Below are 15,278 nucleotides of genomic sequence, written 5' to 3'. Positions count from 1 at the left end.
CCGGATGTCTTCTCCATCGACCGAGATCACCGCCCCCGCCGTCGAGGAGCGCCTGCGCGCCGAACTGATCGACCTCGGCGTCGAGGACGACGCGATCAGCGCCGACGCCAAGTTCGACGCGCTGGACATCGACTCGCTCGACGTCGCCGACCTGATGGCCATGGTCGTCAAGGAGTACGGGGTGGAGATCCCGCGTAGCGAACTCGCGGACGTCACCATCGGTCAACTCGTCGAGCGGATCGTGGCGGGCGCGTCGAGTTGACCTCGTCGCTGAGCCTGGACAAGCGCACCTACCTGGTCACCGGGGTCCTCAACAACGAGTCCATCGCCTGGCACGTCGCGGCGGCCCTGCAACGCGAGGGCTGCGAGGTCATCCTGACCTCGTACGGGCGGGTCGGCCGGATCACCCGCCGGGTGGCCGACCTGCTGCCGTCCCGCCCCGAGGTGCTCGAACTGGACGTGATGTCCGACGCGAGCGTCGACGCGCTGGCCGAGGCGATCGGCAGCCGCTGGGGGCAGCTCGACGGGGTGCTGCACAGCATCGCCGCCGCCCCGCCTGACGCGTTGGGGGCCGGGTTCGCCACCGCCGGGGCCGACGGGGTGCTCGACGGGTTCCGCGCGTCGGCGTACTCGTTGCAGCAGCTCACCTCCGCGCTGTCGCCGCTGCTGAGCCGGGCCCCCGGCGGCGGCGCGGTGGTCGGGCTGACCGTCGACTCGACCCGGGCGCTGCCCGGATACGGGTGGATGGGGGTCTACAAGTCGGCGCTGGAGGCGGTCTGCCGCTACCTGGCGCTGCACCTCGGCCCGGCCGGGATCAGGGTCAACCTGGTCGCCGCCGGGCCGGTCGAGACCGTGTCGGCGCGCGGGGTGCGCACCTTCTCCGCCCTGGCCGACCAGTACGAGCGGTGGGCGCCGCTGGGCTGGGACCGGGCCGACCCGGCCCGGGTGGTCGGGGCGGTGCTGTTCCTGCTGTCGGACCTGTCCCGGTACACCACCGGGCAGGTGGTGCACGCCGACGGCGGCATGCACGCCGTCTTCGGCGGCGTCCCGGCCCCCGGCCCGGCTGCCGCCCCCGGCCCCGCTGCGGGACCGGAGTCGGGCCCAGCTCCGGCGACACCGTCGCCACCAGACACCGCCGGCTGACACACACTGCGGGGAGGGACTGTGCGTCTCGTCATCAAGGGCACGGCCGAGCCACTCGTGGGCGAGTTCGACGTCCCGGCGTCGAAGTACCACGCGCACCGGGCGCTGATGCTCGCGTCGCTGGCCGACGGGACCAGTCGCATCCACGGGGCCTGCCACGCGGGCCACGTGCAACACACCATCCGGGCGCTGCGGGACCTCGGCACGGCCGTCACCGTCGAGGGCGACGCGTTCGTGGTCCGTGGCGGCCGGTACCGGCCGGTGCGTCCGGAGGTCTCGGTCGGCAGCTCGGGCACCACGCTCTACTTCCTGACCGGGCTCGCCGCCCTGGCCGAGACGCCGGTCGGCATCACCGGGCAGAAGTACTTCCGGCGGCGGCCGATCCGCCCGCTGCTCGACGCCCTCGCGGGCATCGGCGTGCAGATCGCCTCCACCGGCGGGCTGCTGCCGATCCGGGTCGCCGCCCAGCCGCCGACCGGGGGCCGGGTGCGGATCCCCGGCACGCTCTCCCAGTGGATCTCCAGCCTGCTGCTGGTCAGCCCGTTCGCCACCGGCCACACCGTGGTCGAGGTGGTGGGCGAGTTCAACGAGCGGTCCTACGTCGACCTCACCGTGGCGATGATGCGCCAGTTCGGCCTGTACGTGCAGGTCAGCGCGGACGGCCGCCGGTACGACATCGAGCCCGGCCAGCGGCCCACCCCGGCGGTGGTACGGCTGCCGCCGGACGTCGGCGCCGCCGCGTTCGGCCTGGCCGCGACCGCCCTGCACCCGTCCGACGTGCTGTTCCGGGGGCTGCCGGCGGTCCCCACCGGGGAGCTGGACCATCCGGAGGCGCACCTGCTGGACAGCCTCACCACGATGGGCGTGCCGCTGACCCGCGACCCGGCGACCGGCTGGATCAGGGTGCGCCACGACGGGCTGCGGCTGGCCCCGGTGCGGGTGGACTGCCGCGCGGTGCCCGACATGCTGCCGGTGCTCAGCGTCCTCGGCTCCCACGCGCACGGCACCACCGTGCTCGACCACGTGGCCCACGTACGGCTCAAGGAGTCCGACCGGGTGACGGCGATGCTGCAACTCAACCGGATGGGCGGCCGGCTGCGGCTCGACGGCGACCGGCTCCTCTGCGAGGGCGTCGGCCAGTTGCGGGAGGCCGACCTGTCCTCGTTCAACGACCACCGGGTGCTGATGGCGCTGGCGGTGGCCGCCTCCCGGGCCACCGGCGAGAGCCGGCTGACCTATCCGAACGCCCACCGGATCTCCTTCCCGCAGTTCCTCGACCAGATGAACGGCGTCGGCCTCAACATGTCGGTCGACCGGGCCCGCGCCCGCCGCCTGCCCCGCCCCGCCGGCCCGGCACCCGCCGACCTCCCGCCCGCCGGGCGACGTACGGCCGGCGCGCCGGCCGCGTCGCCGGCCCGCTCCGCCGGACCGTCCGTGCCGACGGCCGCCCTGCCGACGCCTGCCGAGCTGGCCGCCATCCCGGTGGCCGAACTGGTCCGTCGGCACGCCGACACGCGCGGCGACGACGAGGCCGTGGTCGAGGCGGCCTCGCCCGGCCGGGCCGGCGCCACGCTGAGCTGGCGGGACCTGGACCGGGCCGCCGACCGGGCCGCGTCGCTGCTGCGGGAGCTGGGCGTGGGCCCCGGCGACGTGGTCGCCTGGCAGTTGCCCAACTGGTCGGAGTTCGTGGTGCTCACGCTGGCCGCCACCCGGATCGGGGCGGTCTGCTGCCCGCTGATGCCGTTCTTCCGGGAACGCGAGGTGAGCCGGCTGCTGCGCCGCTCCCGGGCCCGGGTGCTGGTGATCCCCGACCGGTTCCGGGGCCGCGCGCACCTGGCCGAGACCGCGGCGATGCTGACCGGCCCGGACGCCCCGGGCGTGGCCCACGTCCTCGTCGTCGCCAGCCACACCGTCTCGGACGGCACCGCCACCTCGGACGGCACCGCCGCACCGGCCGACGCCGCCGGACTGCCGGCGGACACCGCCGGCCCGCGCTGGCAGTGGTTCGGCCCGGCGCTGGCCCGACAGCGTCCCGACGACGCCGCACCGGCCACCGGCCGGCCCGGCCCGGCGGCACTGGCCCAGCTGATGTTCACCTCCGGCACGTCGGGTGAGCCGAAGGGTGTGCTGCACCGCGTCGACACGCTGACCCGGGCCGCCGCCATGCAGGCCCGGCACCTCGGCCTCACCGCCGCCGACCGGCTGTTCATCCCGTCGCCGCTGGCCCACCAGACCGGCTTCCTCTACGGCATGTGGCTGGGCTTCACCATCGGCGCACCCGTCGTGCTGCAACCGATCTGGGACGGCCGGACCGCGCTGCAGACGTTGCACCACACCCGGGCCACCTTCGTCCAGGCGGCCACCCCCTTCCTCGCCGACCTCGTCGAGGCCGTGGAGACGGGCGGGCAGCCGCCACCGGCGCTACGGGTCTTCGTCGCCACCGGCGCGGCGGTGCCCCGCAACCTCGCCGAGCACGCCACCCGCACCCTCGGCGCGGCCGTCTGCGGGGCCTGGGGCTCCACCGAATCGTGCCTCGGCACGCTCTGTGCGCCGACCGACGCGCCCGCGCACGCCTGGGGCACCGACGGGCGGGCGCTGGAGGGGATCCGGATCAGGGTGACCGACGACGCCGGCACCGTGCTCGGCCCCGGCGTGGAGGGCAACTTCGAGGTCGCCGGGGACTGCCTGTTCGCCGGCTACCTCGACCGCCCGGACCTGACCGCGGCGGCGCTCACCCCGGACGGCTGGTACCGCAGCGGCGACCTGGCCACCATCGACGACGCCGGCTACCTGCGGATCACCGGCCGGGTGACCGACGTGATCAACCGGGGCGGCGAGAAGATCCCGGTGGCGGAGATGGAGCAGCTGCTGCACACCCACCCCGCCGTCCGCGAGGTGGCGATCGTGGCGATGCCCGACCCGCGCCTCGGCGAGCGGGCCTGCGCGTTCGTGGTGACCCGGGCGGAGCTGACCTTCGCCGGGATGCAGCGGTTCCTCGACGGCCACAAGGTCGCCAAGCAGTACTGGCCCGAGCGGCTGGAGACGGTGGCCGCGCTGCCCCGCAACGTGGTCGGCAAGGTGCAGAAGTTCGTGTTGCGTGACCAGATCAGCGCAACGATCGGCGAGGAGGCAGAGTGACCCAGGCCGATGGCACGTCGTTCGCGACGTTGGCCCGCGAGGTCGAGGCGTTCGTCCGGGGCCCCGGCGAGCAGTACGCGGCGGCGATCGAACGCGACCGCAGCGTCCCCGCGCAACTCTGGACGGACCTGCGCGACCGGGGCTACCTGCGGCTCGCCGCGCCGGTCGACTACGGCGGGGCCGGCCTGTCCTTCACCCAGTACCTGCACCTGCTCGAACTGTTCTCGATGTCGCACGCGTCGCTGCGGATGATCGTGCACGTCTGCAACGGGGTGTGGCGCTCCATCGACCAGTTCGCCTCCGACGAGCAGCGCAAGAAGTTCGTGCTGCCGCAGGTCGCCGGGGACCTGCGGGTCGCGTTCACGCTCACCGAACCGACCGCCGGCACCGGGGCCGACCTGCGGGCCAGCGTGGTACGCGACGGCGACACCTACCTGCTCAGCGGCGAGAAGCACCTGATCACCTTCGGGGTGAGCTGCGACTACTGGCTGCTGTTCGCCCGGCTCGACGGCAGCACCGGCAAGGACGGCACGGTGGCGCTGATGGTCGACCGGCACGTCGAGGGCGTCCGGGTCGAACCGATGCCCGACACCATGGGCGTACGCGGCACCGACCACGCGCACCTGATCTTCGACCGGGCACCGGTGCCGGTGGCCAACCGGCTCGGCGAGGAGGGCGACGGACTGGCCGTCGCGCTCGGCGGCTTCCTCACCCCGAGCCGGATCGGCGTGGCGATGACCTGCGTGGGGCTGGCCCGCCGGGCGCAGGAGCTGGCGGTCGAGCACGCCCGCAACCGGGTCACCTTCGGCAAACCGCTGACCGCCCGACAGGCGGTGGCGTTCGCGCTCGCCGAGAACGCCGCCGACATCGAGGCCGCCCGGCAGCTCACCCTGCACGCCGCCCGCCGCTGGGAGGCGGGCCAGAGCGACGCCGGGGCGCTGTCCTCGATGGCCAAGCTGGTCGCGGTGGACATGCTGACCCGGGTCACCGACAAGGCGTTGCAGGCGCACGGCGGCATCGGCTACTGGGAGGGCAGCACCATCGAACGGGTCTACCGCGACGCCCGCGCGCAGCGCTTCGAGGAGGGCACCAACGAGATCCAGAAGACCGTCATCGCCCGGGAGATCCTGGCGGCCGGCCGATGACCGCCTTCCAGGACCGCACCGCGCTGATCACCGGCAGCTCCCGGGGCATCGGCCGGGCGCTGGCGCTCACCCTGGCCCGGGGCGGCGGCTCGGTGGTGGTCAACTACAAGAAGAACGCCGAACTGGCCGAGCAGGTCCGCAAGGAGATCACGCAGCTCGGCGGGCGGGCCGTCACCGTGGCCGCCGACATGGAGCAACCCGAGGAGATCGAACGGCTCTTCGCGGTGGCCGCGCAGGAGTTCGGCACCCTCGACTACTTCGTGTGCAACGCGGCGGCCAGCTCCTTCAAGAACATCATGGACCTCAAGCCGCACCACCTCGACCGGTCGTACGCGATGAACATGCGCTCGTTCGTGCTCGGCGCGCAGCAGGCGGTGCGGCTGATGCCCGACGGCGGCCGGATCGTCGCGCTGTCCAGCTACGGCAGCATCCGCGCCTACCCGACGTACGCGAACCTGGGCGCGGCCAAGGCGGCGATCGAGTCATGGGTGCGGTACATGGCCGTCGAGTTCGCCGACCGGGGCATCAACGTCAACGCGGTCAACGGCGGCATCATCGAGACCGAGTCGTCAGGCTACTTCTACGACGTGCCCGGCATGGCCCCGCTGTCCGGGGTGCTGCCGCTGATTCCCAAGCAGCGGATGGGCACCGCCCAGGAGGTCGCCGACGTGATCGCCTTCCTGCTCTCCCCGGCCGCCGAGTACGTCACCGGGCAGACCCTGGTGGTCGACGGTGGCCTGTCGATCGTCTCGCCGCCGTTCAGCCGGGATCTGAGTGGTCCGCTGGCATGACGGCCGGACTGGACAGGGTGCTGCGGCCCGGCCGGATCGGTCGGCTGGTGCTGCCGCACCGGATCGTGATGGGGGCGATGCACCTGGGCTGGGACCACCGGGACGACGGCGGTCGGACGCTGGCCGCGTTCTACCTGGCCCGGGTGCGCGGCGGCGCCGGGCTGATGGTCACCGGCGGCGCGGCGGTCAGCCCGGCCGGCGTCGACGTGCCGAGTTCCGGGGTGCTCGACGACACCGCCTTCCGGGAGCGGCTGCGCCGGGTCGCGGGGGAGGTCGGCGCGGCCGGCGGCCTGCTCGCCCTCCAGCTCTTCCACGCCGGCCGGTACGCCCGACCGGCCACCGGCGGCCCGTATCCGGTCGCCCCGTCGGCGGTGCCCAGCCCGCTCTCCCGGCTCACCCCGGCCGCGCTGCCCGCCGACGCGGTCACCCGGATCGTCGAGGACTTCGCCCGGGGCGCGGCGCACGCCCGTGACCTCGGGTTCAGCGCCGTGGAGATCATGGGCTCCGAGGGGTACCTGATCGACCAGTTCCTCTCCCCGCTGACCAACCGGCGCGACGACGAGTGGGGTGGCGACCCGCAGCGCCGGATGCGGTTCGGGGTGGCCGTGGTGGCGGCGGTCCGCGCCGCCGTGGGCCCCGACTTCCCGGTCGTGATGCGGATGACCGGCGACGACCTGCTGCCCGACGGCACCGACCGGGACACCGTGACGGCGTACGCCCGCGCGCTGGCCGCCGCCGGGGCCGACGCGCTCAACGTCGGGGTCGGCTGGCACGAGTCGCCGGTGCCGACGGTGCAGGCGCTGGTTCCGCCGGGGCACTGGGTGCCGGTCGCGGCGGCGGTCAAGGCCGCGGTGGGCGCGCTGCCCGTGCTGGCCAGCAACCGGATCAACCGGCTCGCCCAGGCCGAGGCGGTCCTCGCCGGCACCCCGCTGGACCTGGTCTCGATGGCCCGGCCGTTCCTGGCCGACCCGGCCCTGGTGACGCGGAGCCGCCACGGCCGGCCGGTGAACGTCTGCGTGGCCTGCAACCAGGCCTGCATCGACAGGTCGCTGGTGGGGGCCGCGGTGTCCTGCATGGTCAACCCGCTCGTCGGCCGGGAGGCCGACCCGGCGACGCCGTCCGGGTCGGCACCGCACGTCGACCCGGCGGTGCGGGCCGGATCGACGCCGGTGCACGGGCCACGGACGGTGGCCGTGGTCGGTGCCGGCCCCGCCGGGCTGCGGGCCGCCCACGACCTGGCCCTGGCCGGGCACCGGGTCACCGTCTACGAGGCCGACGGGGAGCCCGGCGGCCAGTTCCGGCTGGCCTGCCGGGTGCCGGGCAAGGCCGACTACGCCGAGACGATCCGGTTCCTCACCGCCGAACTGACCCGGCTCGGCGCGCAACTGCACACCGGACGGCGGATCACCGACGCCGACGAGGAGCTGCTGCGCCGCCACGACGGGGTGATCGTCGCCACCGGGGTGCTGCCGCGCCGCATCGACCTGCCCGGCGACGGGCTGCCGCACGTCCGCGACTACGGCTCGGCCTTCGCCGACGACGCGCTCGGGCGGCGGGTCGTCGTGATCGGCGGCGGCGGCATCGCCGTGGATCTCGCCCACCTGGCCAGCCAGCGTCCGGACCGGCAGGTCACCGTCCTGCTGCGCGGCGAACGGCTCGGCCCCCGGATGGGCCGCTCCACCCGCTGGGCGGTGCTGGCCGAGTTGCGCCGCCGAGCGGTCCAGGTGGTGCCGGGCGTGCGGGACCTGCGCGTCGACCCCGACGCCGTACGCCTGGTCGACGGCACCGGAGCGGACCGGTCGGTGCCCGCCGACACGGTGGTGGTCGCCGCCGGTCAACTGCCCGCCGACGACCTGGTGCGCACCGTACGCCGGGCCGGGGTGTGGCACCGGGTGGTCGGCGGGGCCCGGGACACCAGCGGGCTGGACGCGGTCCGGGCGTTCGCCGAGGGACACGACGCGGCGCTGGCGTTCCAGCGGGCCGTACGGACCCAGCGGGTGGGGGAGCCGGCATGACCGACGACGCGACGACGGCCGGCTCCGTGGCCGGGGTGGTCCGCCGGACCGCCGTGGACCGGTGGCGCATCGTCACCCTGCTGCCCCGGGCGGGCGTTGCGGCGGTGGCTGCCGCCGTGCTGGTCAACCTGCTGCTCGCCGCCGCGCCGGTGGTGTTCGTCGTCGCGACGAGCCGGATGATCGGCTGGCTGCCGCAGGCGGTCCGCGACGGCGTCGAGTCGCCGGCCTTCGGGCACCTGGTGACCGCCTTCGTGGTGGCCGCCGGGGCGCTCAGCGCCCAGCAGTTGCTGGCCCAGCTCCAGGTCACCACGGGCCTGCTGGTGCAACGTCGGATCGACGGCGCGGTGGCCGACGAGCTGATGGCGGCCGCGCTGGGCAGCACCAGCACCGCCCCGCTGGAGGATCAGGCGCTGCTCGAACAGCTCACCGAGGCGTCCCGCGAGGTCGAGCACGGCATCCAGAGCCCGGGTGCGGCGGGTGCCGGGATGCTGGCACTGCTCGCTCGCTACGGGCAGCTCCTCGGGTACGCGGTGGTCGTCGGGGCGGCCTTCGCCTGGGCGGCGGGGTTCGGCCTGCTGGTCGCCGTGCTCGCGTTCCGCCACGGTCAACGCGGCGGCCTGCGCCGCTACGCGGCGATCTACGGGGCGATCGTGGCCCGGGTCCGCCGGTTGACCTACTTCCGGGGCGTGGCGATGGGGCGCCCGGCCGCCAAGGAGATCCGCGTCTTCGGTCTGCTGCCGTGGTTGCGCGAGCAGTACCGGCAGGCGTACCTGGACTGGATGCGTCCGGTGTGGGTGCAGCGGCGGCGGGTCTACCTGCGGCCGTACTTCCTCTACACCGCCGTGGGCCTGACGGTGCTCGTGGCGGTGCTCGCCGCGTTGGGGCTGGCCGGCGGGCAGGGCCGGGTGGGGCTGACCCAACTGGCGCTGGTGATCCAGGCGGTGCTGGCGGCGGTGCAGCTCGGCGAGTTCTATCCCGAGGCCGACGTGCAGACCCAGTTCGGCATGAACGCCTACCGGGCCGTCGGCGAGTTCCGGGCCGGGATGCGCGACCGGACGTCCCCCGGGGACGACCCGACCGACGCCGCCCCGGCCCCGGCCGTGGAGCACGCCCCGGCGGCGGACATCCGCTTCGAGGGGGTGTCGTTCCGCTACCCGCACCGTGCGACGCCGGTCTTCACCGACCTGCATCTCACCCTGCCGGCGGGGGCGTGCACCGCCATCGTCGGCCTCAACGGCGCGGGCAAGACGACGCTGGTCAAGCTGCTGGCCCGGCTGGCGCTGCCGGACGCGGGCCGGATCACCGTCGGCGGCCGGCCGATCGACGGGCTGCCGACGGCCCGCTGGCGACGCGACCTCGCCGTCATCTTCCAGGACTACCTGCGGTACGCCACGAGCGCGGCGGACAACATCGCGCTGGGGGCGATCCGGCACGCCGACGACCGGGACGGCATCCGGGCCGCCGCGGAGGCCGCCGGCATCCTCGCCACCCTCGACGCGCTGCCGCGTGGGCTGGACACCCCGTTGAGCGGGCAGCTGCGCGGCGGGGTGGACCTGTCCGGCGGGCAGTGGCAGCGGGTGGCCATCGCGCGGGCGCTGTTCGCCATCCGGCACGGCGCGTCGGTGCTGGTCCTCGACGAGCCGACGGCCAGCCTGGACGTCCGGGCCGAGGCCCGGTTCTTCGACGAGATCATCGCCGCCACCACGGGGGTCACCACGATCCTGATCTCGCACCGGTTCGCCACCGTCCGCCGGGCGGACCACATCGTCGTGCTGGCGCAGGGGCGGGTGGTCGAGCAGGGCTCGCACGCGGAACTGCTCGCCCGGGGCGGCCGGTACGCCCGGCTGTTCACCCTCCAGGCGGAACGCTTCGCCACCCCCGCCGCCGACACCCCGCCGGCCGACCGTCCCGACGCCGGCCCGCCGACCGGCCATCCCGACGCCGGCCCGCCGGTGGGTGATCCCGGCACCGGTGCGCCGGTCGACGGTCCGGACGGCGGCGCGGTGGACGTCGGGTCGACGCGGAGCGTCAGGTGAACCGGGGCCTGCTCTCCGCCGGCTGGGCGCTGTGGCGTACGTCGCTGCGGCAGGACCGGCGCAAGGCGCTCACCGCACTGGTCCTGGTCGTCGCGGGCGCGGTGGCGTGGCCGCTGGTGGCGGTGCTGCTGCGGGTGCTCTTCGACGCCGTCACGGCCGGCCGGCCCGTCGCCGCGAGCCTCGCCGGGGTGGGCGTGGCGGTCGGCCTGATCGCCGGGCTGACCCTCGGCCACTTCGCCCACATCGCCTACTTCGAACTCGCCGAACTCGACGTCCTGCACGTGCACCAGGAGTTGATGGACGCCACCAACGGCACGCCGGGGATGGCGCACTTCGAACGGTCCGAGTTCGCCGACAAGATCACCGTGCTGGAGGAGGACGTCGAGCAGCTCCGGGTCGGCCTGCAGGCCGTGCTGACCGGCGTCGGCCTGGCCGTGGCGATGACGTTGACGACGGTGCTGCTGGCCGTACTCCATCCGCTGTTGTTGCTGTTGCCGTTGGCTGCCGTGCCGCCGTTGCTGGCCGGCCGGTGGGCGGAGCGGATCGTGAACCGGGCCCGGGAGGCCGGTGCCGAGTCCACCCGCCGGGCGTCAGGGCTGTTCGGGCTGGCCACCGACGCCGCCGCCGGCAAGGAACTGCGTGTCTTCGGGCTCACCGGGGAGGTGCGACGGCGTCACCGCGGCCACTGGCAGGACGCCACCCGACGGTTGTGGCGGGCCCAGCTGGTGGCGAGCCTGGTCCGGATGACCGGGCAGTTGGCGTTCGCCGCCGGATACGTGCTGGCGGTGCTGCTGATCCTGCGCGACGCCGTCGCCGGCCGGCGCGGGGTGGGTGACGTCGTCCTGGTCGTCACCATCGCCGCCCAGGTCAACCAGCAGGTCGCCGCGGCGGTCGGGGTGTTGCAGGACCTCCAGCGGCTGCGCAGCGTCTACCGCCGGCTCGACGAGGTGCACGACCTGGTCCGCGCCGCCGACCGGCACCCGACGCCCGCCGACCCGACGCCCGGTCACACCGCCGTCGGGCCGACCATCGGTGTCGGGCCGGCTATCGCTCTCGGGTCGGATGCCGGCGTCGGGTCGACAGCCGCTTTCGGGTCGGTCGCCGCCGGTGCGCCACCGGCCCGGCTGCGGGAGGGTATCCGGCTGGCCGGAGTCACCCTGCGCTACCCCGGCGGCGCGGAACCGGTGGTCACCGGTCTCGACCTGCACCTGCCGGCCGGTGCCACGGTCGCCGTGGTCGGCGAGAACGGCGCCGGCAAGACCACAGTGGTCAAGCTGCTCTGCGGCCTGCTGACGCCGACGTCCGGCCGGATCCTCGTCGACGGCGTCGAGTTGGCCGCGCTGTCCATGCCGGGCTGGCGCGAGCGGATCGCCGCCGGCTTCCAGGACTTCGTCCGCTTCGAGCTGCCGGCCCGCCAGGCCGTGGGCGTCGGCGACCTGCCCCGCCGCGACGACGACCAGGCGGTACGCACGGCGCTGGGCCGGGCCGGTGCCGACGACCTGGTCGGGCAGCTCGACGAGGGACTCGACACCCCGCTGGGCCGCAGCCACACCGACGGGGCGGAGCTGTCCGGCGGCCAGTGGCAGAAGCTCGCCCTCGGCCGGGCGTTCATGCGCGACGACCCACTGCTGGTGGTGCTGGACGAGCCGACCGCCGCGCTCGACGCGGAGGCCGAGTACGCGCTGTTCGCCCGGTACCGCGAGCAGGCCCGGGAGGTGGCCGCCCGGACCGGCGCGGTCAGCGTGTTCGTGTCCCACCGGTTCTCCACCGTGCAACTGGCCGACCTGATCGTGGTGCTCGCCGACGGCGGCGTCGCCGAGGCCGGCAGCCACGCCGACCTGCTCGCCGCCGGGGGTCGGTACGCCGAGATGTTCGAGATCCAGGCCAGGGCGTACCGGTGACCGGCCCCCAACGACTGCGGAGGACGATGCAGTGACCAGCGCGACCCGGACCGACGAGTTCGACCCCTTCTCGCCCGAGTCCATGGACGACCCGTACCCCGCCTACGCCGAGCTGCTGCGCGCCGAGGAGCCGCTGTACCTGGCCCAGCGCGACATGTGGCTGGTGATCCGCTACGAGCACGTCCGGTTGGCGGCGAAGAACCACGCCGGCCTGTCCTCGGCCGACGGGATCGCCTACCACCGTTCGACGCTGCCGGTGCTCTTCGGGCTCGACCAGCCGGACCACACCCGGCTGCGCGCCCTGATCCGGCACGACTTCTCCCCGCGCGGGGTGCAGTTCTGGCGGCCGTTCATCGAGCGGGTCTGCGGCGACCTGCTGGACGAGGCCGTGGCCACCGGCGACATCGACCTCGTCCAGCAGGCGATCATCCTGCAACCGGTGAAGGTCATCACCACCATCGTCGGGGTGCCCGACGACAACCTCGCCAAGCTCAAGCTCACCGCCGGCGTGCTGGAGAGCTTCATCGCCAACGCGAAGGTCGGCGAGGACGCCCCGGAGGACCCGGACGAGAACGCGCTGCGGTTGCAGGCCGCGAAGGCGGCGCTGTCGTCGGTCGCCGGACTCTCCGGCTACCTGGGCAACCTGCTCACCCGGCGGCGCGACGAGCCGGCCCGCGACGACGTGGTGTCGAAGCTGTTCGCCGCCGCGGCCACCGGCGGGGTGACCGAGAACGAGATCCTCTGGCTGTGCCTCACCCTGCTGGTCGGCGGGCAGGAGACGATGACGCACTTCCTGGGCAACATGCTCGACGCGCTGCTCAACCACCCCGACCAGTTGCGTCTGGTCCGCGAGCGGCCGGAGCTGATCGGGCCGACGATCGAGGAGACCGCCCGGTTCTACCCGCCGGTGCAGAACGTCTTCCGCACCGCCACGACCGACGTGGTGGTCGGCAACACCACCATCCCGCAGGGCGCCCGGGTGGAGCTGTCCTTCGCCGCCGGCAACCGGGACCCGCGCAAGTTCCCCGACCCGAACGACTACCGGATCGACCGGGTGACCGACGGTCACCTCGGCTTCGGGGCGGGCATCCACACCTGTGTCGGCGCGCACCTGGCCCGCCTGCAGGCCACCACCTTCCTGCGGATGCTGCTCGAACGCACCGACGACATCGAACTCATCGGTGAGCTGGTCAAGGTCGCCAGTCCGGCGTTCCGGGGGCTCGACCACCTGCCGCTGCGGCTGACGCCGAGGTCGTCCGGCCCGTTCGCGCGGGCGTAGCGGGAACGAGGACCGTGGAGAGGGGGGACGGGTGACCGACACCAGCACCAGCGCGGGCACACTCAGCCTGACGTTCACCGGCCAGGGAGCCGGCACCGGGCCGCTGACCTGGGCACAGAGCGTCATGTGGGGGCCGATGCAGTGGTTCGGCAAGGAGGCGAACCAGTTCAACATCGGGCGGGCCCTCGTGCTGCCCGAACCGGTCGCCCCGCAGCGGCTGACCGCCGTGCTGCGGCACCTGGTCGAGACGCACCAGACCCTGCGGACCCGGTACGTCCAGCGGGCCGACGGGCCCCGCCAGGAGGTCGCCGCCACCGGGACGTACGACGTGGTGGTGGTCGACGACCAGGGTGACCCGGCCCGGGTCGGTGACGAGCTGGTCGCCACGCTGACCGAGGCGGCGTTCGACCACGAGGCCCAGTGGCCGCTGCGGGCCGGCTGCGCGCGGGACCGGGCCGGCCGGATCAGCGCCGTCGCCCTCGTCGGCTCGCACCTGGCGTTCGACGGCTGGGCCTTCACCACCCTCACCGACGTGCTGCGCGACCGGCTCACCGGGGCGGACCCCGACGTGTCGCCGGCGGACGGGACCGTGCGTCAGGCCGACCGGGTGCCGCAGCCGTTGGCGCAGGCCGCCTTCCAGCAGTCGGCGGCCGGCCAGCAGACCAGCCGGCTGGGGCTGCGGCACTGGGAGCAGGGGCTGTCGGTCGCGCCGGCCTCCATGTTCGACCTGCCGGCCGCGCCGACCGGTGACCAGCCCGTCGAACGGCACCTGCTGGACTCCACGGCGGTCACCGCGGCGGCGACCGCGCTGGCCACCCGGACCCGCACCTCGTTCTCGACCGTGCTGCTCGGCCTGACCACCCTGATCCTGACCGCCTACAACGGGCACCGCACCGCCGTGTTCAAGCTGATCGCCGGCAACCGGCTGGACCGGGACAGCCGCGACCTGATCGCCCTGAACACCCTCGACGCCCTGCTGGTCCACCGGGTCGACGACGACGTCGACCTGCTCACCGCGATCCGCAACCTGCACCGGCCGGCGTTCGACGCGTACCGGCGGGCCCAGTGCGACCCGGCCGGGGTGCGCGGGGTGGTCGAGCGGGTCGGCCGGCGGCGCGGGGTGGCGTTCGACCTGTCCGCCTACTTCAACAACGGGCACCGGGGCAGCGACTGGGCCACGCCCGACCCGGACCCGGGGCCGGACCGGCTCGCCGTGCTGCGCCGGGACTCCCGTTACTCCCGGCTGGAGCCGCTGTCCAAGAGCGACATGAGGTTCTACGTCGCCGCCAGCAACCTGGGCGACGGCCGGTGCCGGCTCGGCCTGCTGGTCGACACGGCGTACCTGCCGGGGTCGCTCGGCGAGACGGTCATCCGGGGGATCGAGACGCTGCTGTGCGACGCGGTCACCGAGGAGGTGCGGGTCGCCGAGATCGCCGGGCGGATCGGCCTGACCCCGGCCCGCCGGGGGGCCGACTGGGTGTCCACCCCGACCGGCTGGGTCCGTCCGCAGGCGGTGGCGGACCTGGTCGGCGAGGTGGCCGGGGGCGCCCCCGCGGCGGCCCTCGTCGACCCGGCGGGCGACGGCGGGGTGACGGTGTACGTGGCCGCCTCCGAAGGCTCGCCGCGGGAACTGCACCGGCGGGTCCTCGACGCGCTGCCCGGTCGGCCCGGGGTGGCCGCGCCGGCCGGCTACGTGATCTGCCGGTCCGCGCCGCCCGTCGGGGCCGGACCGGACGCCTGGCGGGACGTGCCGGTGTCCGCCCGGGGATCGGGGCGCGATGCGTAGGGCGGCGGGCGGGCCACCGGATGCCGTGGACGGATGCCGGGCGT

The 15,278-nt window shown here is 74.5% G+C and carries 10 protein-coding genes; all 10 read left to right on the top strand.

The features are described from left to right. The first annotated feature begins 4 nt into the window (after window positions 1-4). The 10 genes from JQX11_RS01490 to JQX11_RS01445 are packed head-to-tail and all read left to right on the top strand — an operon-like array spanning window position 5 to window position 15,234. Complete coding sequence (locus JQX11_RS01490) at window positions 5-262, top strand: acyl carrier protein (protein ID WP_204923099.1); 258 nt, start codon at window positions 5-7, stop codon at window positions 260-262. After that, window positions 259-1,143, top strand: a complete 885-nt coding sequence (locus JQX11_RS01485; protein WP_232376996.1) for an SDR family oxidoreductase — start codon at window positions 259-261, stop codon at window positions 1,141-1,143. The genes JQX11_RS01490 and JQX11_RS01485 overlap by 4 nt, the downstream gene beginning before the upstream one ends. A 21-nt stretch (window positions 1,144-1,164) precedes the next feature. Then, entirely contained in the window at window positions 1,165-4,281 is a 3,117-nt protein-coding gene (aroA, locus tag JQX11_RS01480) for a 3-phosphoshikimate 1-carboxyvinyltransferase (protein WP_204923098.1), read from the top strand. Continuing rightward, window positions 4,278-5,426, top strand: coding sequence for an acyl-CoA dehydrogenase family protein (locus JQX11_RS01475; RefSeq protein WP_204923097.1), 1,149 nt, complete (start codon window positions 4,278-4,280; stop codon window positions 5,424-5,426). The genes aroA and JQX11_RS01475 overlap by 4 nt, the downstream gene beginning before the upstream one ends. After that, window positions 5,423-6,217, top strand: coding sequence for an SDR family oxidoreductase (locus JQX11_RS01470; protein ID WP_204923096.1), 795 nt, complete (start codon window positions 5,423-5,425; stop codon window positions 6,215-6,217). Before JQX11_RS01475 ends, JQX11_RS01470 begins: the two co-directional genes overlap by 4 nt. Next, window positions 6,214-8,232, top strand: coding sequence for an oxidoreductase (locus JQX11_RS01465; RefSeq protein WP_204923095.1), 2,019 nt, complete (start codon window positions 6,214-6,216; stop codon window positions 8,230-8,232). The genes JQX11_RS01470 and JQX11_RS01465 overlap by 4 nt, the downstream gene beginning before the upstream one ends. Next, window positions 8,229-10,268, top strand: coding sequence for an ABC transporter ATP-binding protein (locus JQX11_RS01460; protein ID WP_204923094.1), 2,040 nt, complete (start codon window positions 8,229-8,231; stop codon window positions 10,266-10,268). The genes JQX11_RS01465 and JQX11_RS01460 overlap by 4 nt, the downstream gene beginning before the upstream one ends. Next, window positions 10,265-12,169, top strand: coding sequence for an ABC transporter ATP-binding protein (locus JQX11_RS01455; protein ID WP_307826012.1), 1,905 nt, complete (start codon window positions 10,265-10,267; stop codon window positions 12,167-12,169). Before JQX11_RS01460 ends, JQX11_RS01455 begins: the two co-directional genes overlap by 4 nt. A 31-nt stretch (window positions 12,170-12,200) precedes the next feature. Continuing rightward, window positions 12,201-13,448, top strand: coding sequence for a cytochrome P450 (locus JQX11_RS01450; protein ID WP_204923093.1), 1,248 nt, complete (start codon window positions 12,201-12,203; stop codon window positions 13,446-13,448). Between the two features lie 31 nt (window positions 13,449-13,479). Then, the gene (locus JQX11_RS01445; RefSeq protein WP_204923092.1) at window positions 13,480-15,234 is read left to right on the top strand and encodes a condensation domain-containing protein; all 1,755 of its coding nucleotides are present in this window, start codon (window positions 13,480-13,482) and stop codon (window positions 15,232-15,234) included. The last annotated feature ends 44 nt before the right edge of the window (window positions 15,235-15,278 follow it).

This window comes from Micromonospora humida, assembly GCF_016901255.1.
In the GTDB taxonomy this organism is placed as follows: Bacteria; Actinomycetota; Actinomycetes; order Mycobacteriales; family Micromonosporaceae; genus Micromonospora; species Micromonospora wenchangensis.
This window is presented reverse-complemented; position numbering and strand designations above follow the sequence as displayed.

Coding starts and splice junctions, on each gene's coding strand:
- JQX11_RS01460 (WP_204923094.1), top strand. CDS start 8,229: ATGACCGACGACGCGACGACGGCCGGCTCCGTGGCCGGGGTGGTCCGC.
- JQX11_RS01470 (WP_204923096.1), top strand. CDS start 5,423: ATGACCGCCTTCCAGGACCGCACCGCGCTGATCACCGGCAGCTCCCGG.
- JQX11_RS01490 (WP_204923099.1), top strand. CDS start 5: ATGTCTTCTCCATCGACCGAGATCACCGCCCCCGCCGTCGAGGAGCGC.
- JQX11_RS01465 (WP_204923095.1), top strand. CDS start 6,214: ATGACGGCCGGACTGGACAGGGTGCTGCGGCCCGGCCGGATCGGTCGG.